The organism is Streptomyces sp. NBC_00554 (assembly GCF_041431135.1).
Lineage (GTDB): Bacteria > Actinomycetota > Actinomycetes > Streptomycetales > Streptomycetaceae > Streptomyces.
In genome coordinates this window covers 2,316,784-2,339,764 of sequence record NZ_CP107799.1, presented here as the reverse complement: position 1 = coordinate 2,339,764, position 22,981 = coordinate 2,316,784, and the positions used below count along the sequence as shown (strand labels likewise).

20 protein-coding genes are annotated in these 22,981 nt (G+C 71.1%); 12 read left to right on the top strand and 8 right to left on the bottom strand.

Annotated elements, in window-relative coordinates; genetic code table 11:
- Positions 1–151 precede the first annotated feature (151 nt).
- From murC to OG266_RS10240, 4 genes are all read left to right on the top strand, one after another.
- Complete coding sequence (gene murC, locus OG266_RS10255; RefSeq protein ID WP_371544836.1) at positions 152–1,537, top strand: UDP-N-acetylmuramate--L-alanine ligase; 1,386 nt, start codon at positions 152–154, stop codon at positions 1,535–1,537.
- A gap of 28 nt (positions 1,538–1,565) precedes the next feature.
- Positions 1,566–1,985 (top strand): peptide-methionine (R)-S-oxide reductase MsrB, encoded by a 420-nt coding sequence (msrB, locus tag OG266_RS10250; protein ID WP_266475032.1) that lies wholly within the window; start codon positions 1,566–1,568, stop codon positions 1,983–1,985.
- Positions 1,986–2,180: 195 nt separating this feature from the next.
- On the top strand, positions 2,181–3,143 hold the full coding sequence (locus tag OG266_RS10245) for an MHYT domain-containing protein (RefSeq protein WP_371544833.1): 963 nt from the start codon (positions 2,181–2,183) through the stop codon (positions 3,141–3,143).
- 226 nt (positions 3,144–3,369) lie between these two features.
- Positions 3,370–4,653, top strand: a complete 1,284-nt coding sequence (locus OG266_RS10240; protein WP_371544830.1) for a pectate lyase — start codon at positions 3,370–3,372, stop codon at positions 4,651–4,653.
- Positions 4,654–4,758: 105 nt separating this feature from the next.
- Here OG266_RS10240 and OG266_RS10235 read toward each other — a convergent pair whose 3' ends face one another.
- The 3 genes from OG266_RS10235 to OG266_RS10225 all read right to left on the bottom strand — a co-directional run bounded on the left by OG266_RS10235 (position 4,759) and on the right by OG266_RS10225 (position 9,647).
- Positions 4,759–5,724: a sugar ABC transporter substrate-binding protein gene (locus OG266_RS10235; protein WP_371544827.1), complete on the bottom strand. Its 966-nt coding sequence runs from the start codon at positions 5,722–5,724 to the stop codon at positions 4,759–4,761.
- Positions 5,725–6,028: 304 nt separating this feature from the next.
- Positions 6,029–7,051, bottom strand: a complete 1,023-nt coding sequence (locus tag OG266_RS10230; protein ID WP_371544825.1) for a YbhN family protein — start codon at positions 7,049–7,051, stop codon at positions 6,029–6,031.
- A 214-nt stretch (positions 7,052–7,265) separates the two neighbouring features.
- Complete coding sequence (locus OG266_RS10225) at positions 7,266–9,647, bottom strand: SpoIIE family protein phosphatase (RefSeq protein ID WP_371544822.1); 2,382 nt, start codon at positions 9,645–9,647, stop codon at positions 7,266–7,268.
- Between the two features lie 187 nt (positions 9,648–9,834).
- Between OG266_RS10225 and OG266_RS10220 the strand changes: the two genes are divergently transcribed.
- Positions 9,835–11,142 (top strand): YhgE/Pip domain-containing protein, encoded by a 1,308-nt coding sequence (locus OG266_RS10220; RefSeq protein ID WP_371544820.1) that lies wholly within the window; start codon positions 9,835–9,837, stop codon positions 11,140–11,142.
- A gap of 15 nt (positions 11,143–11,157) precedes the next feature.
- On the opposite strand, the gene OG266_RS10215 is transcribed toward OG266_RS10220, so the two are convergent.
- Complete coding sequence (locus OG266_RS10215) at positions 11,158–11,982, bottom strand: SAM-dependent methyltransferase (RefSeq protein ID WP_371544817.1); 825 nt, start codon at positions 11,980–11,982, stop codon at positions 11,158–11,160.
- A gap of 252 nt (positions 11,983–12,234) precedes the next feature.
- Between OG266_RS10215 and OG266_RS10210 the strand changes: the two genes are divergently transcribed.
- On the top strand, positions 12,235–13,248 hold the full coding sequence (locus tag OG266_RS10210; RefSeq protein WP_371544813.1) for an alpha/beta hydrolase: 1,014 nt from the start codon (positions 12,235–12,237) through the stop codon (positions 13,246–13,248).
- 52 nt (positions 13,249–13,300) lie between these two features.
- Positions 13,301–14,830, top strand: a complete 1,530-nt coding sequence (locus OG266_RS10205; RefSeq protein WP_371544810.1) for a helix-turn-helix domain-containing protein — start codon at positions 13,301–13,303, stop codon at positions 14,828–14,830.
- 70 nt (positions 14,831–14,900) lie between these two features.
- Here OG266_RS10205 and OG266_RS10200 read toward each other — a convergent pair whose 3' ends face one another.
- Entirely contained in the window at positions 14,901–15,878 is a 978-nt protein-coding gene (locus tag OG266_RS10200) for a helix-turn-helix domain-containing protein (RefSeq protein WP_266474083.1), read from the bottom strand.
- Between the two features lie 255 nt (positions 15,879–16,133).
- Between OG266_RS10200 and OG266_RS10195 the strand changes: the two genes are divergently transcribed.
- From OG266_RS10195 to OG266_RS10175, 5 genes are read left to right on the top strand one after another with little or no spacing between them, the layout of a single operon-like run.
- On the top strand, positions 16,134–17,462 hold the full coding sequence (locus OG266_RS10195) for a sensor histidine kinase (RefSeq protein WP_371544806.1): 1,329 nt from the start codon (positions 16,134–16,136) through the stop codon (positions 17,460–17,462).
- The gene (locus OG266_RS10190) at positions 17,459–17,872 is read left to right on the top strand and encodes a roadblock/LC7 domain-containing protein (protein ID WP_266474081.1); all 414 of its coding nucleotides are present in this window, start codon (positions 17,459–17,461) and stop codon (positions 17,870–17,872) included. The genes OG266_RS10195 and OG266_RS10190 overlap by 4 nt, the downstream gene beginning before the upstream one ends.
- A complete protein-coding gene (locus OG266_RS10185; RefSeq protein WP_266474080.1) occupies positions 17,869–18,231 on the top strand; it encodes a DUF742 domain-containing protein in 363 nt (120 codons plus the stop codon). Before OG266_RS10190 ends, OG266_RS10185 begins: the two co-directional genes overlap by 4 nt.
- Positions 18,209–18,811: an ATP/GTP-binding protein gene (locus OG266_RS10180; protein ID WP_371544803.1), complete on the top strand. Its 603-nt coding sequence runs from the start codon at positions 18,209–18,211 to the stop codon at positions 18,809–18,811. Before OG266_RS10185 ends, OG266_RS10180 begins: the two co-directional genes overlap by 23 nt.
- Positions 18,808–20,160, top strand: coding sequence for a cytochrome P450 (locus OG266_RS10175; protein ID WP_371544800.1), 1,353 nt, complete (start codon positions 18,808–18,810; stop codon positions 20,158–20,160). Before OG266_RS10180 ends, OG266_RS10175 begins: the two co-directional genes overlap by 4 nt.
- 10 nt (positions 20,161–20,170) lie before the next feature.
- Here OG266_RS10175 and OG266_RS10170 read toward each other — a convergent pair whose 3' ends face one another.
- The 3 genes from OG266_RS10170 to OG266_RS10160 all read right to left on the bottom strand — a co-directional run bounded on the left by OG266_RS10170 (position 20,171) and on the right by OG266_RS10160 (position 22,763).
- Positions 20,171–21,415, bottom strand: coding sequence for a cytochrome P450 (locus OG266_RS10170; RefSeq protein ID WP_371544797.1), 1,245 nt, complete (start codon positions 21,413–21,415; stop codon positions 20,171–20,173).
- A gap of 251 nt (positions 21,416–21,666) precedes the next feature.
- Positions 21,667–22,080 (bottom strand): DUF6114 domain-containing protein, encoded by a 414-nt coding sequence (locus tag OG266_RS10165; RefSeq protein ID WP_371544796.1) that lies wholly within the window; start codon positions 22,078–22,080, stop codon positions 21,667–21,669.
- Complete coding sequence (locus OG266_RS10160; protein WP_266474072.1) at positions 22,080–22,763, bottom strand: DUF6230 family protein; 684 nt, start codon at positions 22,761–22,763, stop codon at positions 22,080–22,082. Before OG266_RS10160 ends, OG266_RS10165 begins: the two co-directional genes overlap by 1 nt.
- Between the last annotated feature and the right edge of the window lie 218 nt (positions 22,764–22,981).

Genomic DNA, 22,981 nt, shown 5'->3' with positions numbered 1-22,981 from the left:
GTGCGTTTCGGGGTGCGGGTGCGCCGTGGCTGGTCGCGCAGTTCCCCGCGCCCCTAACCGGCGTCTTCGCCGGCGCCCCTTGACAGGTGCCCAGCGTTGTACGGAATAGGCTGGGGGCTCATCGTCGTACCGGATCTTGGGAGAAACACGCATGGCACCCGGCCTTCCTACCGCCATGGACCGACCGCACTTCATTGGTATCGGCGGCGCCGGGATGTCGGGCATCGCGAAGATCCTCGCGCAGCGGGGTGCCGCGGTGGCGGGGAGTGACGCGAAGGAGTCCGCGACCGCCGAGGCGCTGCGCGCGCTGGGTGCGACGGTGCACATCGGGCACGCGGCCGGCCATCTCGCCGCCGACGCCACCTGCGTCGTCGTCTCCTCCGCGATCCGCGCGGACAACCCGGAGCTGGCCCGTGCCGCGGAGCTCGGCATTCCGGTGGTCCACCGTTCGGACGCCCTTGCCCGCCTGATGGACGGCCTGCGCCCGATCGCGGTCGCGGGGACCCACGGCAAGACGACGACGACCTCGATGCTGGCCGTGTCGCTCTCGACGCTGGGGCTGAAGCCCTCGTACGCGATCGGCGGCGACCTCGACGCTCCCGGTTCCAACGCCCTGCACGGCGAGGGTGAGATCTTCGTCGCCGAGGCCGACGAGTCGGACCGCAGCTTCCACAAGTACGCGCCCGAGGTGGCGATCATCCTCAACGCGGAGCTGGACCACCACGCCAACTACGCGTCCATGGACGAGATCTACGAGTCCTTCGAGACGTTCGTGGACCGTGTCACCGAGGGCGGCACGCTGGTGATCTCGGCGGACAACGAGGGCGCGCGCGAGCTGACGCGGCGGCTGCCGGGCCGCGTACGCGTGGTGACATACGGCGAGTCGGCGGATGCGGACGTACGTGTGCTGTCCGTCGTTCCCCACGGCCTCAAGAGCGAGGTCACCGTCGAGCTGGACGGCGCACAGCTCACCTTCACCGTCTCCGTCCCCGGCCGCCACTACGCGCACAACGCGGTCGCGGCGCTGGCCGCCGGCGTGGCACTCGGTGTCCCGGCCGCCGAGCTGGCCCCCGCGCTCGCCTCCTACACGGGCGTGAAGCGCCGCCTCCAGCTCAAGGGCGAGGAGGCCGGCGTCCAGGTCGTCGACTCGTACGCGCACCACCCGACCGAGATGACGGCGGACCTGGAGGCGATGCGCGCGGGTGCCTCCGGCCGCATCCTGGTCGTCTTCCAGCCGCACCTGTTCTCCCGGACCCAGGAACTGGGCAAGGAGATGGGCGAGGCCCTGTCCCTGGCGGACGCCTCGGTCGTCCTGGACATCTACCCGGCCCGCGAGGACCCGATCCCGGGCGTCACCAGCGAGCTGATCATCGAGGCGGCGCGGGCCGCGGGCGCGGATGTGACGCCGGTCCACGACAAGGCGGAGGTGCCGGCGGCGATCGCGGGAATGACGAAGCCCGGTGATCTCGTTCTCACCATGGGCGCGGGCGACGTCACGGACCTCGGTCCGGAGATCCTGACCCGCCTGTCGAAGTAGCCGTACCGTCTGTGAGGGGTTGAGCAACATGTCGTACGACATCGAGAAGCCGGACGAGCAGTGGCGCGCCGAGCTGACCCCTGCCGAGTACAAGGTGCTGCGCAAGGCGGGCACGGAGCCGGCGTTCACCGGTGAGTACACCGACACCAAGACGACCGGCGTCTACTCCTGTCGTGCCTGCGGCGCCGAGCTCTTCACCTCCGGCGAGAAGTTCGAGTCGCACTGCGGCTGGCCGTCCTTCTTCGACCCCAAGGACACCGACGCCGTCGAGCTGATCCAGGACAGCTCGCTCGGAATGGTGCGCACGGAGGTGCGGTGTGCTCGATGCGGGTCGCATCTTGGGCACGTGTTCGAGGGGGAGGGGTATGCGACCCCGACCGATCAGCGGTACTGCATCAACAGCATTTCGCTGCGGTTGGCGCCTGACGCGCCTGACGCCCGACCGTAATTCCGTGGTCGCTTCGGCCGCATTCTGATCATGCCCTCCGGGACCGGCGCGAACGTTCGCGCCGGTCCCTTTGATGTGGTTGATGTGGTTGTGACAAGAAGTTAATGGCCAATCGGCCGGAATGACTTGCTCCATGCGGTCATGGCACGTACACATGTCCCCCACAACGGCCGTATTCCGGGGGGATGTTGGCATATGCAGGGCACAGTTGACGGATTCAGTTACGGCCTGGTCACACCGGTGACCGCCTACGTCATGGCATGTCTGGGGGCGGCGCTCGGGCTGCGCTGTATCACCAGGTCCCTGCGCAACGAGCAGTCGTGGAAGCCCGGTTGGCTCGCGCTCGGAGCCACATCGATCGGGTGTGGCATCTGGACGATGCACTTCATCGCCATGATCGGCTTCCAGGTCGAGGAATCACGCCTCCGCTATGACGTCGGCCTGACGATTCTCAGTCTCGGCGTCGCGATACTCGTGGTCGGCCTCGGTGTCTTCGCGGTCGGCCGCTACGGCGCGAGCACGAAGGCCCTGCTCGCTGCGGGGACGTTCACCGGTCTTGGCGTCGCGGTCATGCACTACGTCGGTATGGCGGCCATACGCCTGAACGGGAGTCTGCGGTACGACGCGGTCACCGTCGGGCTGTCCGTGGCGATCGCCATCGTCGCCGCGACCGCCGCGCTCTGGGCGGCGGTCACGATCCGCGGCTTCCTGGCCAGCCTGGGAGCCAGCCTCATCATGGGTATCGCCGTGACCGGCATGCACTACACGGGCATGGCGGCCGTCAGCGTGCACCTCCACAGCAAGGGCGGCTCCTGGGCCGGCGGGTCCGCCTACTCGCTCCTGCTCCCCATGCTGATCGGCCCGGTCATCTTCCTGGTGCTGGCGGGCGTGGTGGTGATGTTCGACCCGCTGCTGGTCCTGGGCGACGGGGACTGGAGCGGTCCTGCCGCGCGCCGGGGCCCGTCCGGCGCGCCTTCCCGTACGCCGTCCAGTGCCCCGTCCCGGACGCCGTCCGGCTCCCCTTCCCGTACGCCGTCCGGTGCCCCGTACCGCGCCCCGGCCCGCTGGTCCGGTCAGCCCGACTCCTACTTCGAGGCACCGGCCGACACCGGTCGGCGTACGCACAACCGGGGCTCGTCGCCGCCGCGTCCCCGGTAGCGGCCCGGCTGCGACCGCCCTGCCGTTCCTCTCTCGCGGCGGGGTGCGCGAAGACGTTCCGGATTCGCGGCAACCCTTGCGCGGCCGGCGACCACTCACGGGCAGCCCGAACTTCCGAACGAGAGTGACGACGTGAGCGAGAGAGCGAAACCGCGCCGGTCGCGGCGCAGGAGAAACAACCGCCGGCGGAGTGTCCTGGTCGCGGCCCTGGCCACGGCGCTGACCGGTGGCGCCATCACCACCGGGGACGTACCGGATCGTCAACGGCGCCGACGGTACCTGCCTGACGGCGCCGTCGAGCGGCGCGCAGCTGGCGGCCGCGGAGTGTGCGGGCGGCGCCGCGCAGACCTGGCAACTCGCCGACTCCGACGGTGGGTTCACCGTCACGACCGCGTCCGGTGGACTGTGTGTCGGGGTCAAGGGCGCCTCGACGTCGGCCGGCAAGGCCGTGCAGCAGCAGGACTGCGACGGCGGCGACTCGCAGGTGTGGAAGCTGACCGAACTGGGGTCGGCGTTCCACCTCGTCAACGTCGCCAGCGCCAAGTGCCTCAACCTCAAGGGCCAGTTGGCGCAGCAGAACTCCTGTGACAAGGCGAGCGGCAAGAGCTGGACCCTGGAGGCCGCGGACGCCTCCTCCTCACCGACGCCCTCCGCCTCCGCCTCCGCATCGGCGTCGCGCACCGCGTCCCCGACCGCCTCACCGTCGGCGACGTCATCGTCCTCCGCGTCGAAGTCGCCCGCGGTTTCGGCTTCGGCGTCGGTCTCCGCGACCAAGTCCGCCACCGCGTCGGCGAGTTCCTCCTCCGGCAGTACCACGCTCGGCGCCTGGCCCACCGTCACCGGCGGCAAGGCGGTGACCGCCACCATCGCGGTCTCCGGCACCTACGACGGAGGCCTGGCGCGCTTCTACGGTTCCGGCGACCTCGGCAGCGCCGGCCAGGACGAGGACCAGGGGCCGCTGTTCGAGCTTGCCGACGGTGCCGTGCTGAAGAACGTCGTCCTGGGTGCACCGGCCGCTGACGGCGTGCACTGCCTGGGCAGTTGCACCCTGCAGAACGTGTGGTGGGAGGACGTCGGCGAGGATGCGGCCACCTTCAAGGGGAAGTCGGCCTCGGCCACCTACCTCGTCGACGGAGGCGGTGCGAAGGGCGCGGACGACAAGGTCTTCCAGCACAACGGCGCCGGCACGCTGACCATCAAGAACTTCCAGGTCGCCGACTTCGGCAAGCTCTACCGCTCGTGCGGCAACTGCAAGACCCAGTACGAACGCCATGTCGTGATCAGCAACGTCAAGGCGACCAGCCCCGGCAAGGTACTGGCCGGCATCAACTCCAACTACGGTGACACGGCCACGATTTCGGGTGTGACCATCGTGGGCGACAGCAGCAAGAAGATCACCGTGTGCGAGCGCTTCCAGGGCAACTCCACCGGTGCCGAACCGCCTTCGCTCGGCAGCGGGCCGGACGGCACGTACTGCCGCTACAGCGCTTCGGGCATCACCTACTCGTGAGCCACTCCGGTCGGTGTGCGTGAGGGGGCCTTCATCGGAGGGGGCCTTCATCGTCGTCGTGGCGGTGAAGGCCCCGGGGCCGCCCGTTCGCCGGGCGACCGGCGCTCAGTAGTCGTTCGACGGGCAGTACATCGGGGCCAGTTCCGTGTTGTCCTCGGTGATGAGGCGGATGGGCAGCTCGGTGATCTTCTCGACCTCCTTGTACTTACGGAGCAGGTCCACGGTGTTCTCCACCGCCAGCTCACCGATACGCATCGCCGAGTTGGTGACCGTGGCGGAGAAGCGGCCGTCCTTGAGCGCGGCCAGGCCCTCGTCGGTGCCGTTGACCGTCACGATCCTGACGTCCTCGGCGCCCGCCGCGTCGAAGGCCTTGCGGACGCCGAAGGCCATCTCCTCGTTGGCGACGAACGCGTACCGCAGGTCCGGATGCGCCTCGATCATGTTCGCGGCGACACCCTGTGCCTTGGCGGCGTCGAACATGCCGGGCGCCGTCGCCACCACCTCGGCGTTGGCCGGCAGCCGTTCGCTGAAGCCGGAGGTGAGCAGGTCGGAGGCGGCTCCCGGTGCTCCGGCGATGACGCCGACCTCCACCTGCCGTCCTGCTGCGTCCCTGGCGACCCAGTCGGCGTCCAGCTCCCCGACCTTCCTGAGGTCGACGACGACCGCCCCGAGGAGGTTCGCCGTGTCCTCGGGGACGAAGGTGGTCAGGAAGATGGGTATGCCCGCCTGCTTGGCCTTCGCGATGTCGTCCTCGAGCGCGTCGACGTTCACGGTCTGCACGATGACCGCGTCGACGTCGCGCGCGATCATGCCCTGGATGTTGGACAGCTCGGTGCCGGGGTCCTGGCGGGAGTTGGCCGTGTGGAGCGTGACGCGCTGGGCGGTGGCCTCCTCTTCGACGGCCTTGCGCAGGCAGGTGTGGAACGCGGTGTCGGAACCGTTCACGAACCCGATGGTGAGCGGGCCGGAAGCGGTGCGGGACTGCGACTGCGCTCCGCAGCCGCTCAGCACCAGGGTGGTGCCGACGACCGATGCGGCCAGCGCTCTTCGGGGCCGGGTGGACAGAGGCATGGGAGGACCGTCCTTCGTGGCGGGCGGAAGCGGCTCGATTCGCGACTGCCCGGATGCCTGCCGTCCGGTAACGCGAGCCGGAAGCTGTGCGACGGCGGCTGACGGTACCGCCGCGCGGCCAAGGCTCACCCTTCGCGGAACGCAAGGTGAACTTGCACATCCGGAGTGCATTCGAATTGCGTCCAGACCGCGTCCAGACCGCGTCCAGACCGCGTCCGGACCGCATCCAGACCGCACGGAGGCGCGGTGCCTGGTGGTGTCACCAGGCCTGAGCGGCTTCAGGCGGGTGCCGTGCCGTGGGGCCTCACAGCACCTTTCGGCGTACCAGGGCCGAGAGCACGATTGCGCCCGGCAGCAGGGGCAGCCAGACGGTCAGTACGCGATAGCCGATGACGCTCGCCGTGGCGAGCGTCATCGGCGCGCCGAACACCACGAGGGCGATCACCAGTGCCGCGTCCACCGGCCCGATGCCGCCCGGCGCGGGCACCGCTCCGGCCACCGCGCTGGCCGCGAGATACGCGAAGACCACGTGCGGCCAGGGCAGGGGCAGACCGAGCGAGGCCCCGACCGAGGCGAGCACGCCCGCCTGGAACAGGGGGAAGGCGGCCGCCCCGCCCCACAGGGCGAGTACCCGGCTGGGCCGGGTGTGCAGGATCCGCGCGTCGGTGAGGGCGGTGCGGACGAACTCGAGCAGCGGGCGCCGCAACCGGCGTACGACCGTCAGAAGCACGGCCGTCGCGGCGAGACCGACGAGCACGCCCGCGGCGACCAGCAGCAACGTCTGCCCGTCCGGGACGAGTTGGCCGATCCGCAGCGTGCCGGGGAAGGCGAGCAGGAACGCGAGGATCAACACCATCTTCGCGATCGGCTTGACCAGCGAGTACAGGGCGAGCGAGGCGGTCGCCCGCGCGAGGGATATGCCGCGGCCCTGGAGGAAGCGGAGGGTGACGGCATGAGCGCCGATCCCGGCCGGTAGGACGTGGTTCGCCGCGCCGGCGGCGAACTGCGAGGCGAGCAGCGGCCCCGGCGGAAGGCTCTCCGGGATGGCCCCCTGCCGGGTCACGGCGGCGCCCACCCAGCACAGGCAGGTGAACACCACCCCGGCCAGCAGCCACCAGGGGTCGGCGGAGGCCAGCCGCGCGGTGCCGTCGTGCATCGCACGCCAGTCGACGGCGGCCCACGCGCCGATCAGCAGCAGCGGGACCAGACTGAGCGCCAGGCGGACATGGCGTGTGGGGGAGAGAGCGGGGGAGGGGCTAGGGGAGGGGGAGGGTGAGCGAGTCAGGGTGAGCGGCCCTGGGAACTCGTCGATCCGGATCTGGGACACGGCGCACGTCGTCCTTCCGCGTCGCGTCCCGCGGGGTCACGGGTCGGACGGATACAAGGCGAGGCAAGAGGGGACGCGGGGAGCGTTCCCCGCCCGCGTGACCACAGGGTGTCCGGGAGCCGAAGCGGCGTCGGAGGCTGGGCGACTTGGCAGCCCCGACCTGTCGGTCGAGCCGCTTCCGGCTACGAGGTCGAGCAGTTCGTGCGTACGCAACTCACCGGACCGGCAGAACCTGCTCCGCCCAGATCGTCTTCCCCGTGGCCGTCGGGCGGGTGCCCCAGCGGTCGGTGAGCTGGGCCACGAGGAGGAGGCCGCGGCCGCCCTCGTCGGTGGTGCGGGCGCGGCGCAGGTGGGGGGAGGTGCTGCTGGCGTCGGAGACCTCGCAGATGAGGGTGCGGTCGCGGATGAGGCGGAGCTGGATGGGGGCGCCGCCGTAGCGGATGGCGTTGGTGACCAGTTCGCTGACGACGAGTTCGGTGACGAAGGCGGCCTCGTCCAGTCCCCAGCGGGTGAGCCGCTCGGTGGCGTACTGGCGGGCGGTGGAGACCACCGCCGGATCGGCGGGCAGGTCCCAGACGGCCACCTGTTCCGAGTCGAGGGCGCGGGTACGGGCGAGGAGCAGGGCCACGTCGTCGGCGGGGCGCCGGGGGAGCAGGGCCTTGAGGACGTTGTCGCAGGCGTCCTCCAGGTTGCCCGCCGGCGCCGCGAGGGCGGTGCACAGGGCGGCGGTGCCCGTGTCCACGTCGAGGTCGCGGGCCTCGACGAGACCGTCCGTGTAGAGGGCGAGGACGGCGCCCTCGGGCAGGGTCAGTTCGGTGGCCTCGAAGGGGAGGCCGCCGACCCCCAGCATCGGCCCGGCGGACACCTCGACGACCTCGACGGCTCCGTCCGGGAGCAGCACCACGGGCGGCGGGTGTCCGGCGGCGGCGATCGTGCAGTGCCGGGACACTGGGTCGTACACCGCGTACAGGCAGGTCGCGCCGATCTCCCCGGTCGTCGCGTTCTCGTCGGCCGCCAGGTGTCCGACCAGGTCGTCCAGGTGGGTGAGCAACTCGTCCGGGGCCAGGTCGACATCGGCCAGTGTCCACACCGCCGTACGGAGCCTGCCCATGGTGACGGAGGCGTGGATGCCGTGCCCGACGACGTCGCCGACGACCAGCGCCACCCGGGTCCCGGACAGCGGGATCACGTCGAACCAGTCGCCGCCGACTCCCGCCTGCGACAGCGCGGGAAGGTAGCGGGAGGCGAACTCGACCGCAGCCTGCCCGGCCATGGCCTGCGGCAGCAGACTGCGCTGCAGGGCCAGCGCGGTGGTGCGCTCCTTCGTGTAGCGGCGGGCGTTGTCGACGCAGATGGCCGCGCGGCTGGCCAGCTCCCTGGCCAGCGACACGTCGTCCTGGTCGAAGGGATCGGGACGGACCGGGGTGAGTTGCCGTACGAGGACCGACACCCCCAGCGTCGTACCCCGTGCCACCAGCGGTACGGCCATCAGGGACAGGTCGCCCGCGTCGAAGTCCCGCAGTTTGGCGGACCGCTCGGCGTGCCGGGTCAGCCAGGTGTCGAGGTCCGGGTCGCCGGTGCGGGTGAGCACCGCCTGCCCGGTGGCGAGGGCGCGGGCCGGCGCGGAGGAGGGCGGATAGACGTCAGCCGCGCCCAGGTCGATCGCCGCCTCCGGCACCCCGGCCGTAGGGGAGTGGTGCGCGACGCGGCGCAGCTCCACGTCGCCGCCCACCGGGCCGACGACCGGCTCCTCGCCCTGGAGTACCGAGTCCAGCAGATCCACGCTCGCGAAGTCCGCGAGCCGGGGCACCACCAGCTCGGCCAGCTCCCGGGCGGTGTGGATGACGTCCAGCCTCGTACCGATGGAGGTGGCGGCCTCGTTCAGCAGGGCGAGCCGCTGCCGTGCGGAGTGCTGCTCGCTGCTGTCGAAGGCGGCGAGGGCGACGCCGAGCAGCTGCCCGGCGGAATCCCGCAGGGGCCACATCTCGGTGTTCCAGGCGTGCATCCGCATCCCGGAGGGCGCGCGGGTCCAGCTCTCGTAGTGCACCGGCAGGCCCGTCTCGACCACTTTCCGCAGGTGGCTCAGGAAGCCGCGGCTGTGTTCCGCGTTCTCCACGGTGTCCGGGAAGAAGCGGCCCAGGAAGTCGGCCTCGTGCGAGCCCATGATCCGGGACGCCGTGTCGTTCATGCGCAGATACCGCTGCTCGGTGTCGAAGACGGACATCGACATCGACGACTGCCGGAACGCCAGCTCTCCGAGCGCCTGGCCCTGCGGCTCCGGCGCCGCGGTGATCACGTATCCCTGGCGCTCACCGTTCCCGCCCCGCAGCGGGCACACCCGCAGGGCCAGCCGGGTCCGCTGCCCGTCCCGCCGCCGTACGTCCACGAGCGCGTCGCCCGCCGTCCGCAGTGCCCGCTGTACGTCATCGGTGTCCGCCAGGTCCGACACCGGCCGTCCGGTGATCTCCGCCGAGGTGTACCCCGTCAGCAGGCGCGCGCCCTCGCTCCAGCCGGTGACGATGCCGTGCACGTCGACGACCGCCATGGCGTCACCGGCCGTGGCCGCTCGCCCCTTGTCGCCCGGCAATGTCGCCATATGTACAAGAATGGTCCGATCCGGTGATCGCATCAACCCAGGTCCCGGTATCTGCGGCGCGGTGACGCGCAGGGCGTGGTCCCGGAGCGTGTCGTCAGAGGTCCGGCGAGTCGCTGATCGGGCCTTCCCGTCGCAGCCCACATCCTGACGTGACGCACTCGTGCCGCCCCAGAACCCAGGGAGAACCATGGCCGACGACAGCGATCACCACGAGGCTCCGGCACCGGCTCCCGCACCGGCTTCCCCGCAGGCGCGCGCCGCCGGGCTGCTGCGCCGCCCCAAGCTGTGGCTGATGCCCACCGTTCTGACGGGGCTGCTCGCACTGCTGCTGTCCCTGCTCTACATGGGCGGAATCGTCAACCCGAACGGCGCGCTGCACGACCTGCCCATCGGCATCGTCAACGCGGACCGGGGCCAGCCGCTGCCCGGGCAGCAGGAGAACCTGGGGACGCAGATCACCCGGTCCATCACCTCCGGCAATTCCGACACGGTCGACTGGCGCACGCTCACCACCGCCCAGGCGCAGGACCAGCTGGCCTCCGGGAAGATCTACGGCGCCCTGGTCGTCCCCGCGGACTTCACCGCCTCCGTCGCCGCGCTCACCACCGCGAACGCCAAGGCGCGGCCGGGGATCACCGTACTGACCAACCCCGGTATGGGCAGCTTCGGTTCCTCGCTGGCGAGCAGGATCACCCAACAGGCCGCCCAGCAGGCCTCCTTGGCCATCGGCAGGGAGCTGACGGCGGCCCCCGCCACCGCACAGGCCGGCTCCACCGGGCGTCTGCTGCTCGCCGACCCGGTCACGGTCACCACCAAGGTGGGCCACCCCATCGGCGAGCACAGCGGCCTCGGCCTGACCGCGTTCTACTACACCCTGCTGCTCGTGCTGGCCGGCTTCATGGGCGCCAACATCATCGGCACCGGAGTCGACAGCGCCCTCGGCTACGCGGACACCGAGATCGGCCCCTGGCACACCCGCCGCCCGACCGTGCCCATCAGCCGTACCCAGTCGCTGCTGCTGAAGATGGGCATGACCGCCGGGATCACCGTCCTCAGCACCACCTTGATCATGGTCGCCACCGTCGCGATCCTCGGCATGGACGCGTCCCATCTGCCGCTGCTGTGGATCTACTCCTACTGCGCGAGTCTCGCGGTCGGACTCGGTGTGCAGGCCATCAACGCCGCGTTCGGCGGGATCGGCCAGCTCGTGTCCATGTTCGTGTTCATCGTCCTGGGCCTGCCGTCCTCCGGAGCGACCATCCCGCTGCAGGCCGTCCCCGGCTTCTACCGCTTCCTGTCCCTCTTCGAGCCCATGCGCCAGCTCAGCGACGGCGTCCGCGCCATCCTCTTCTTCGACGCGCGCGCGGATGCCGGCCTCACCCGCGCCTGGCTGTGGATCGCGATCGGCACCGCCCTCGCGCTGCTCTTCGGCTTCGCGATGACCCGCTACTACGACCGCAGGGGGCTGCACCGGCTGACTCCGCGGCCCGTCTGAAGCGGCGGTCGGCTCCTACGGTTTGCGGGCCACCGCCCCGTACATGGCGATGTCCTCGTCCCGTATCGGCTCGGCGGTGGCCCTGCCGGCACCGTCCGGATGCCACTTGTGGACCTGCGCGATGCCGGGCTCGACCAGGTCGAGGCCCTCGAAGAACTCCCCGGCCTCGGCGTGCGTACGCAGCCGCATGGGCATGCCGCGGGCCGCGTACTCGTTTGCGACCCGCCCCACCTCGTCGGGTGCGAACTCGGCGGTGGCGATGGACATCGCGAGATAGCTGCCCGAAGGGAGCGGGTCCAGGAGGCGGCGGACGATGCCGACCGCGTCGTCCTCGTCCAGCACGAAGTGGACGATCGCGATGACCGTGAGGGCGACCGGCTTGCCGAGGTCGAGCGTTTCGCGCAGCTCCGGGGCGTTCAGGATGCTCGCCGGGTCGCGCATGTCCGCTTCCAGGTACGACGTCCTGCCCTCGGGCGCGCCGGCCAGCAGGCCTTGGGAGAGGGTGAGGACGAGGGGGTCGATGTCCACGTAGACGACCCGGGACTCGGGGGCCACCGACTGGGCGATCTCGTGGAGGTTGGGCGAGGTGGGGATGCCGGTCCCGATGTCGAGGAACTGGCGTATCCCCGCCTCCTGGGCGAGATGGCGCACGGCGCGGTTCATGAAGTCGCGGTTGGCCCGCATGTGCACCGGCAGGGCGGGCCACTCCCGTGCCATCGCGTCGCCCGCCTCCTTGTCGGCGGGGTAGTAGTCCTTTCCTCCGATGATGTAGTCGTAGATCCGTGCAGAGTGCGCGGTCTCGGTGTCGATGCGGCCGGCCGGTCCTGGGTTGTCGGACAACGTCGTTCCTTCCGTCGAGTGGTGACCTACGTCGTCAACTGAGCGCCCGTGTCGCGGAGTTGGCATCCGCGCATCAGGCGTCGCATCTGTCTCCCGGGACACTAGTCATCTCGCGGGCGGGGGAAACCACGGGATGGCGCCCCGCCGCATGGCGGGGGATTCCAGCCGAACGGCGCGTACCCGGGCGTTCGCGCTCCGGGGCACCATGAACGCACTGGTCACACCGCAGTGACCGGAACGCGAGGAGCCGTCATGACCGCCGAGCCGACGACCGCCACTTCACCGGCACACACCGGTCCTGTCCCTCCGCCGCCGCCCTTCGATCCGGAGCTGGCCGCCGTCCTGGAACTGGTCAGGGAGCAGATTCCGACCACCTTCACGCTGGAGCAGATTCCTCTGCTGCGGGAGGCCACGAACCCCTTGCGGCCCTCGGACGAGGACCTGCGGCGCGGCGGCGCCTTCCAGGTCGAGGAGTGGTCGGTACCGGGGCCCGAGGGGGCGCCGGACGTCTCACTGCTCATCTGCCGGCCGAGCGGCGTGAACACACCGTTGCCGGCCGTGTACTACATCCACGGTGGCGGGATGGTCGTCGGCGACAACCGGATGGGGGTGCCCGAGGCGCTCGACTGGGCCGAGGAGCTGGGGCTCGTGGTGGTGTCGGTGGAGTACCGGCTCGCGCCGGAGAACCCGCATCCGGCGCCCGTCGAGGACTGCTACGCGGGCCTGGTGTGGACGGCGAAGAACGCGGGCGAACTCGGGATCGACGCGGACCGCATCATCGCCGCCGGGGGCAGCGCCGGTGGTGGACTCACCGCTGCCCTAGCCCTCCTTTCCCGGGACCGCGGCGGGCCGGAGCTGATCGGCCAGATGCTGATGTGCCCGATGCTGGACGACCGCAACGACTCGCTGTCCGGCCACCAGATGGCGGGGCTCGGCGTCTGGGACCGCACCGCCAACGAGATGGGCTGGCGCGCGCTGCTCGGGGAGGCGAGCGGCGGCCCCGGTGTCTCGCCGTACGCGGCCCCGGCCCGCGCCACCGACCTGTCCGGGCTGCCCCCGGCCTTCATCGACGTGGGCTCGGCGGAGACCTTCCGCGACGAGGACGTCGCGTACGCCACCCGCCTGTGGCAGGCGGGCGGTCGCGCCGAGCTCCATGTGTGGCCCGGCGGCTTCCACGGCTTCGAAGGGCTGGCTCCACAGGTGCCGCTGTCCCAGGAGAGCCGGGCGACCAGGCTCCGCTGGCTGCGCCGGCTCCTCGGCGCCTGACCGGCCGGTTCGCGGCCCCCGACGGTTGGCAGGGCGGGCCCACGGTCGCAGGATGGTGTCTGTGAGAGAGCTGGCAGGACGCCTCGCGGAGCTCGACCCGGACGCGGGCGCCGCGCTACAGGTCATCGCCTACTTCGACCGTCTGATGGAGGGCCGGGTAGGCCTCGAGGCCCTGGTACGCGGCGCCGCCGTACTCTCCGGCTGCCCCGCCCGCCTGATCGACGACCGCCGCGGCATCCGAATCCGCGTCGAACCGGACGGACGACGGGAGGACTCCGGGGGGCCGGCGGATCCGACGTGGCCGTGGGCGCCGCTCGACACCTCCGGAGTGCCGGGGTCGGGGGCGCGGCTGGGCATCCCGGCCGCGGCGTCCCCGGGTTCCCTCGACGCCGCCTCGGCCGCGGGGCGGCTGGGCACCCTTGACGCCGGCCTGGTCTCGAAGTCGCCGGGGAACCCGGATGCGGGCCCGGCCTCGGTGCCGGCGGGGCACCCGGACGCCGTCCCGAGTCCGGTGTCGCAGGGGAACCCGGACGTCGCCTCGGCCTCGTCGTCATCGGGCGTCCCGGATTCCGTTCGGCCGTGGGCGCGGCTGGGCTCCCTCGATGCCGTCTCGCCATCGGGGTCGCCGGGCTCTCTCGACGCAGCCCCGGCCCCGGTGTCGCAGGGGAACTCGGACGCCGCCCCGGCGTCGCCGGGTACTCCCGATGCCGCCCCGCCGCGGGCGTCGCTCGACACTCCCCATGCCACCCACGCACAGGCGCAGCTCGACACCCCCGACCTCGCCCGTCCGTCGACCCCGCAGACCCCGGCCGCACTCTGGCTGGAGACCCCCGGCCCGCCCGACGGGGTACGCGCGATGATTCTGGAGCGGGCCGCCGGTGCCGTACGGGCTGTTCTGGAGCGGACGCGTGGCTGGGCGCCCGCTGCCGCGTCGGCTCCCGATCCCGCGCTCGTAGAGGTGGTCCTCGACGCGTCCGCGCCGCGTGCGACCCGGATGCGTGCCGCAGCCCAACTGGGGTTGAGGCAGGGACAGTTGGTGCAAGCGCTGGCGCTGTACGGGGGCGGTGCAGAGATTGTGACCGCCGGACGGCCGGGGAACGAGGCGCGGCGGGCCGGGGTCGGACCGGCCGTGGAACCGGACGGGCTTCCGGGGTCGTGGGCCGCCGCCAGGACCGCGCTCCGGCTGACCGCCGAGGGCACGGCGCACGATCCGGGGCCTCGAACGGTGTACGCCGACGAGCTCGGCGGTCTGGTGCTGCTCGCGGACGCGGTGGGCCCGGACACCCCGCCGGTGCCCGACGAACTCGCCGTGGAACGGGCCGTCGCCGAGGCGCCCTGGGCGGCCGCGACACTCCACGCGGTGTCCGCCTCGCCGAGTCTGCGCGCGGCCGCCGCCGAACTGACGGTTCATCACTCGACGCTCCAGGAACGCCTCGTACAGACCGAGCATGTCCTCGGCTGGGACGTGCACTCCCCGCAGGGGCGGCTGCGTCTGCAACTCGCTCTCGCGATACGGAAGTTGCGGCGGTCGGCAAGGACCGGTCAGGCCCCGGAGGGCGCCCGGCGTTCCGACGCCCAGTAGGGGAGCGCCAGGACGGGGAGGGCCGTGCCGAAGTCGGTCACCGGCGGTGATCTCCTCCGGCACCGACGGCCTACAGCCGACGCCGCCCGCCGTGCCGCATCTCCCTCGGGCTCACCCCGTAGCGCTGCCGGAACGCCGTGCTCAGCGCACTGGCCGAGGAGAAGCCCGAGGCGTACGCGAGGTCCGTGATCGTCAGATGTTCGCAGTCACCGCACCGAAGGCGCTCGCGGACCAGGCGCAGGCGTTCCTCGCGGATGAGTTCGCGGGGGGTGGTGCCCACGCGCTGCAGGGCCAGCTGGATCTGGCGCAGCGACCAGCCGAGGGTGTGCGCCATGGACGTACCGGTGAGGGCGGGGTCGGCGGCGTGCTCGCGCACATAGCGGCGGACCATCGTCTCCACGTCGGTGAGATGCCTGGCCGAGTCCGGGCGGTCGTCGGCGGAGGCGAGCATGCACAACAGCTCGACGACGCGGTCGGAGACAGCGTTGAACTGGGGATCGGTGAGGTGGTCGCGCTCCGCGTGCAGGTCGCTCACCATGGAGTTCACCACGCGTCCGAGGCCTCTGCTCAGATCGAGGCTGGTGGCCAGTGGCGACCTGCGGTTCAGTGGCCCGTCCACCTCGTGGGCCGGGATGGTGAGGACGAACGCCTGCGCGGACGCGTCCTGGTGGCATTCGAAGGGCGCCCCGAAGGAGACGAGCGTGCCCGTTCCCGGGGTCAGCCGTGCCTCCCGCTCGTTCTGCCGTACGACGATCTCGCCGGTGAGCGGAAGCAGCAACCGGTAGTCCTCGTCCGGGTCCTCCCGGACCTGCCGCGCGGACCTGCTGTACGCGACCTCGTCCGACCGGACCCTGACGAGCTGGTAGGCCTCGGTGCGCTGGCGGACCGTCTCACCGCGGAAGTTGTCGGTGCGCGGGTACCGGTAGCCCATTTGGGGCTCGTAGGACCCGATGTGCTCGCTCCAGAAGTCGGTCCGCTCGCGCGGATCCACCTCCCCGGTCGTCCGCGTCTCCACCAAGTAGCTTTCCGCGGACAGCGACGACACCATCAACTCCCGTGCAACTCCCGTACGAACGGCCGTAGTTACTCGCGGTCAGCCTAGTCCACACGGTCAGTGCGCATGACAGCAACTTCCTTGCGCGCGGGCGCAAGCGCCGAAGCCGCCGCGAGGCTAGCGTCGTGCGCCGCGTCACTTGCGCCCCAAACGACCCACGTACGCCCCCGCTCGCGCCCTCACCGACTCACGTACGCCGCTACTCGCGCCCCCGTCGACTCACGTACGCCTTCAGAGGACTTGAACCCCATGACCGAACCGATACCGGAGGTGGCGTTCTGGTGCCTGGCCGTCTCGCTGCTCGCCGCCACCGTGCTGCTGGTGCGCCAGCGCGGGATCACCGCGCGGCAGCGCGGGCGGACCGCCGAGCTGGCGGACGAACTGCGGGCCCGGGACGAGGAGCTGCGCCATGTGGTCGCGGTCCGCCTGCCGGCCCTCGCCGACTCCCCGCAGCAATCGGGCCCCGCGACCGGTCTGCTCGACGTCCGGCTGGCCGACACCGACTTCGCCAAGTGCCTCGACAGCGTCCTCGAACGCTTCTCCGGTGCCGTGGAGCACGCGCAGTCCCGTGCCGACCAGTCCGCGAAGGCCGCCCTGAAGGCGTCGATGCGCTCGATCCAGGCCCTGGCCAACGAGCAGCAGGTGTCCATCTCGGAGATGCAGGACCGCCACGACCACCCCGACGTGCTGCGCGACCTCCTCGAAATCGACCACACCAACGCCCAGTTCGGCCGCCGGGCACAGGCCATCGCCGTGCTGTGCGGCTCGTGGCCCGGACGGCAGCGGGCCACCTCCGCGCTGATCGAGGTCGTGCGCGGCGCGACCTCCCGCATCCGCGACTACCGGCGGATCCGGGTCATCGGGCAGGTCGACATCGCCGTCGAGAGCCGGGCGGTGGAGCCGGTGGTCCTCGCCATCGCCGAACTCCTGGACAACGCGGCCCGCCACTCGCAGCCCAACACGACCGTCGAGGTCAACGTCCAGTCCGTGCACAACGGAGCCTGTGTGGTCATCGACGACGCCGGGGTCGGCATGGACGGTCAGGCGACCGAGGACGCCGCCGAACTGCTCTCCGGACGCCACGCGGTGGACGTGACCCGGCTCGACGACCCGCCCCAGTTCGGCTTCGCCGTCATTGGCGTACTCGCCGCGCGGTACGGGTTCAGCGTCTCCGTGGACACGCGCTCGCCCTACGGGGGTGTCCGCGCCGTGGTGTTCGTACCGGCCGCGCTGCTCACTCATGTGGACACGGCCGCAGTCACGGTCCAGGAGCCCACGGCCGAACCGGCGCGAACCACCGAGTCGGCGCGCGAGCCCCGCACCGCCGAACCGGTGTCCGCCGAAGCGACCACCGCCGGTGGCCTGCCGAAGCGGCGCCGCCGCGGACCAAGGGCGGCGACGGTCTCCGAAACGGCCACCGCCGCAGCCGCCGAGGAGCCCGGAGACCGCTCGGCCGAGGAGCAGGCCCGGCGCATGGGCGCGTTCGCCCGGGGCACCCGCTTCGGCCGGGCCGCGCAGGACACCCCCGACGCAGCCGATGAAACCCCCCACATGACCGAAGGGAACACACAGGGATGATCGCGCCCATGACCAACGAGCTGGGGTGGATGCTCGACGAGGTCCTGAAGGTGCCGGAGGCGCGGCACGCGATCCTGCTCTCCGCCGACGGCATGCTCCGGGCCCACTCCGCGGACATCGACCGGGACGACGCCGAGCGGATGGCCGCGGGCCTGTCCGGAGTGCAGTCGATCAGCCGCAGCACGGCCGAGTTCTGCGGCAGCCCGGACACCCCCTGGCGGCAGACGCTGATCGAGTTCGCGCACGGGTACGTCTTCCTCGTCGCCGCCGGTGAGGGTACCCACCTCGCGGTGTCGACCACCGAGAACGTGGACATGGAGGCGGTCACCTACCGCATGCACAAACTGGTCGACCGGCTCGGCAAGGAGCTGACCAGCCCGGCCCGGCAGGACACCGGCAGCCCGGCATGACGCCCGGGCGCCGCCGCCTGGGCGAGCGGCTGGTGCGGTCGTACGTCGTCACGGAGGGCCGCTCCCAGCCGTCCCGCAACACCCTGGACCTCGTCACCCTGCTGATCGCCGCCGAGGATCTGCCGCTGACCGGCCTGAGCCCGGAGAAGCGCCGGCTGATGGAGCTGTGCCGGCCCGGAGCACTGTCGGTCGTCGAGGTGGCCGGGCATCTGGCGCTGCCGGTCAGCGTCACGAAGGTGCTGATCGCCGACCTGATGGACAGCGGGCACATCGTCACCCGCGCGCCGATCCCGTCCGCCCAGCCGTCCGACACCAGCATCCTTCAGGAGGTGCTCGATGGGCTCCGCGCCCGCCTCTGACGACGTCTATCTCCGGCCCGGCGTGCAGACGGCCGTCAAGCTGCTGGTCGTGGGCCACTTCGCGGTCGGCAAGACCACCTTCGTCGGCGCGCTGTCCGAGATACGGCCGCTGCGCACCGAGGAGATCATGACCGAAGCCGGCGCTCTCGTCGACGACTTGGCGGGTACGACGGACAAGACGACCACGACGGTGGCCCTCGACTTCGGCCGCCTCACCCTCAACGACTCGCTGGTCCTCTACCTGTTCGGCACCCCGGGGCAGCAGCGTTTCTCCGAGCTGTGGCAGGACATGACTCACGGAGCCCTCGGCGCGCTCGTCCTGGCCGACACCCGGCGCCTGGGGGAGTCCTTCGAAATCATGGGCGTACTGGAGGAGTTGGGGCTGCCGTACGCCGTCGCCCTGAACGACTTCGACGACGCTTCCGCACACGCACTGGCCGAGGTGCGCGAGGCCCTCGACCTGCTGCCGGCGACCCCGCTCGTGCGCTGCGACGCGCGCGACCCGGTCTCGTCCACGGAGGCGCTGATCACCCTCGTCGAGTATCTGCTGACCCGCACCGGCGATTTGGAGCACGCGTGACCGCCGTACCGCCGCCCGTTCCCCCACGGGGCTGCCCGTTCCACGAGCCGCTGCACGGACCGGAGTTCGCGGCCGATCCCGCCGCCGTCTACCGGCGGCTGCGCAAGGCCGGGCCGACCGCGCCCGTCGAACTGGCGCCCGGCGTCCAGGCCACGCTCGTCACCGGGTACGACGCCGCCCTGCACGTCCTGCGCAGTCCCGAGACCTTCTCCAAGGACCCCCGCCGCTGGACGGACCTCGCCGACGGCACCGTACCGATGGACAGCCCGGTCGTGCCGATGATGGCGTACCGGCCGAACGCGCTGTTCACCGACGGGGAGGAGCACCGCCGGCTCCGCGGGGCGATCGCCGACAGCCTGGCCCGGGTGGAGCCGAGCATGCTGCGCGGGTACGTGGAGCGCAGCGCCGACACGCTCGTCGACCGGTTCGCGCCGCTCGGAACGGCGGACCTGCTCGGTGAGTACGCGCAGGTCCTGCCGCTGCTGGTCTTCAACCACCTCTTCGGCTGCCCGGCGGAGTACGGTGTCCGGCTGGTCGAGGGCATGTCCGGGATCTTCGACGGGGTGGACGCGGAGAAGGCGAACGAACTGCTCACCGCCACGCTGGTGGACCTGGTCACGCTGAAGCGGGCCAGGCCGGGGCAGGACATGACGTCCTGGCTGATGGCGCACCCCGCCGGGCTGACGGACGAGGAGATGATCCACAGCCTTGTCCTGCTGATGGGCGCGGGCACCGAGCCCCAGCAGAACCTGATCGCCAACAGCCTGCGCCTGCTGCTGTCCGACGACCGGTTCGCGGGGGATCTGTCCGGCGGCAGCCTGCCCGTGGAGGACGCCCTCGACGAGGTGCTGTGGGCCGACCCGCCGATGGCCAACTACGCCGTGCACTTCCCGATGCACGACGTCGTGTACGAGGGGGTGCTGCTGCGCGCGGGCGCCCCGCTCGTCGTCAGTTTCGCCGCCGCGAACACCGACCCCGCTCTGGCGGCCGATCAGCGGGCGGGCAATCGGGCCCACCTGGCGTGGAGCGCGGGACCGCACAACTGTCCCGCGCAGAGCCCGGCCCGGCTGATCGCGGCGGTCGCGGTCGAGAAGCTCCTCGACCGGCTTCCGGATGTCGAACTCGCCGTTCCCGTCGAGGAGTTGGTCTGGCGTCCAGGCCCGTTCCACCGGGCGCTCGCCGCGCTGCCCGTGCGTTTTCCGCCCGCCACGGCTGCCGTACGGACGGACGGTGGGCGGCCGTCGTACGCGAGCGCCGTACCGGTGGCGGCGGGGGAGGGGCCCGCAGCGGTGCCCGACCGTCCGAAGAGCGGCTGGGCCCGGCTGCTGGCCTGGTGGCGCGGGGAGTGACCGTTGTCGGCTAGCGGACCCGGACGGGAAGGGAGCGGTGGCCGTTGGAGATGAAGGAGTCCACCGGCCGCAACTCGTCCTCGGGAACGGCGAGTTGGAGACCTGGGAACCGGTCGAAGAGCGCCGGGAGTGCGATGCGGGCCTCCATGCGGCCCAGCGGGGCGCCGAGGCAGTGGTGCACGCCGTAGCCGAAGGCCAGATGCTCCTTGTCGGCGCGGGTGACGTCGAAGCGGTCGGCGTCCTTTCCGTGCCGCTCGGTGTCGCGTCCGGCGGCGGCGTAGGAGGCCAGGATCGCCTCACCCTTGGCGATCACGGTCCCGTCGGGGACGCCGAGTTCGGCGAGGTCGAGGTCCGTCACGGCATACCGCAGTGGCAGGCTGGCGACCGGTGCGTCCACCCGCAGCGTCTCCTCGACCACGTCGTCCCACGAGGCCCGGCCCGCCCGCACGGCCGTGAGCTGGTCCGGGTGGGTGAGCAGGGCGTGGACGGCGTTGTCGATGAGGTTGACCGTGGTCTCGTGCCCGGCGCTGATCATCAGCACCAGGGTGTCGAGGAGTTCCTGCTCGGCGAGCTGAGTGCTGCCCTCCTCGTCGCGGGCCGCGATGAGGCCGGTGGTCAGGTCGTCGCCGGGCGACTCCCGCTTGGCGGCGACGAGTTCGGCCAGGACGACGTACAACCGCTCGTAGGCGGCGGTCATCTCGCCCGGGTCGGCGGAGGTGTCGAAGATGCGGTCCACCAGCCGGCGCAGCTCAGGACCGCCCTCTTCGGGCAGGCCGAACAGTTCGCTGATCACCTGGATCGGCAGCGGATAGCAGAACTCCTCGCGCAGATCGACGACTTGGGAACCGCCTCCGGCCTCCTCGATGCGGTCGAGGAGCCCCTTGGTGATCTCCTCGATCCGTGGCTGGAGCGCTGCCGTCCGGCGGGCGGTGAACGCCTTGGACACCAGGACGCGGAGGCGTTTGTGGTCGCCGCCGTACGCGGTGAACATGTTCTGCACGGCGACCCAGGTGAACAGCGGCCACTCCGGGGTGATCTCCCCGTTCGCGAACCGGGGCCAGTGCTGCCGGGCGTCCTTGGACACCCGGGGGTCGGTGAGCAGCCTCTTGAGCAGATCGGGGCTGCTCACCGCCCAGGCCTCCACGCCGCCGGGCAGTGCGACACGGGCCACCGGCCCCGCCGCACGGATGCGGGCACCCTCGCCGTGAATGTCGCGGCCGGTCGGGTCGATCACTAAAGGGCTGGGGTTTCCCATCAGGAGCCTCCACGGCATCAGGCATGCGCCGGTCATTCGGCACATCACCCTAAGCTGCCGTCCGGTTGCCCAGCGAGATCGCCCGGCGCCCGTTGCGTACGAGGGCAACTTCCCTGCGCGTACAGGCAAGTTGATCGTTCTGGTGGTTAGGGCCTGTCCGGCGGATCAGGCCGGAGGAAAGCAACGGCACCTTGTAAACACAGGTGGGCGTGCCAGACCCCGCGTCTGCGGCCTGATCCGCCGGACAGGCCCTAGGCGTGTCCGCGGCGCAGCAGACGGCGGCGCGGGCGGCGCGGTTCCTGGTCCGGGAGCCAGCCGAACGCGAGGCAGCTGCCGACGGCTCCGAGGAGGAGGCCGACGAAGAAGCCGCCGAGGTTGGAGGTGACCCAGGTGCCGAGGGTGAGGAGGATGCCGAGGAGGGAGTAGAAGAGGCGCTGCACCGGGTTGAAGAGGATCAGCAGGCCGCAGAGCACCATCAGGGTCGGCAGCAGATAGCCGGCCAGGCCCTGTGCGCCCATGTGCATGACGACCTTCATGGACGCCTTCTCGGTGAGTAGGATCTCCGCCCCCGCCAGGGTGAGCAGCAGCCCGCCCCAGAAGGGGCGGTGCGCGCGCCACTGCCGGAAATCGGACCTCAGGTCCCCTGGCTTCGCGATGCGATTCATCAGCAACCCTGGGAGCTGAAACTGAGGTTGAGGCCGGGGAGCTTGAACACCGCCGCCGTGGTCGCGTAGTTGGTCTGCCGCAGGTTCGCGATACGGACGGTGTCGGCCTGCTGGCTGAACACGCCGATGGGGCCCTGGACTCCGGCCTTGTCGAGGGTGCTGGCGTCGTTGCCGATCTCGATGTTCTTGAAGGACGCGTCGCCCGACAGTTCCGTGGAGTCGGTGGTGAGGTGGCTCGCCTGCACCTTCTCCTCGCCGCCGCCCGCCTTGATGAGCAGGTTCGTGCCGCCCAGGTCGACGCTCTGGCACAGCTTGGTGAGGGTCGCTCTCTTGATCGCGGAGGTGACGACCAGGACCTGGCCGCCGGTGTCACCGGCGTTCGGGCTGCCCTCGGCCATGTAGTCGAGGCCGCCGAACTGCTCGAAGCCGGTTCCCTTGAGCTCGGTGGCGGTGACCGTGAACGGCATGCCGGAGATGGCGAACTGGACGCCGAGAGCGCCCTGCGCGGTGAGGATCATCAGCCCCGCGGCGATCGCGGTGGCCGGTACCGCCATCACGGCGGCTCTGCGCAGGCGGACCCGTCCGCGTCTCACCGGTTCGTCGGCGGCGGAACCGCTTTCCGTGCTTTCCGGGTCGGACGGGGTGGATGGGTTGGACGCCGTGGCGTCCGAGGACGAGGCCATGTCTGCTCCCTGGGCATGGGCGATGCGGGTTAGGGGATTCAACGGCGTGTTGTCCTGGCGCGGACAGCGGCTGCGACGCGGGCGCCCTCGTCTCTCCTGGCGGATGGAAGGGCTTTCTTGTTACGCCTCAGTAGCCGTCGAGGAAGTTACCGGGGGTTACAGGCGTGGGTCAAGGGACCTGTGGGAAAAGGGTGGCGGTTGTGCGACAGCTGTGAAGA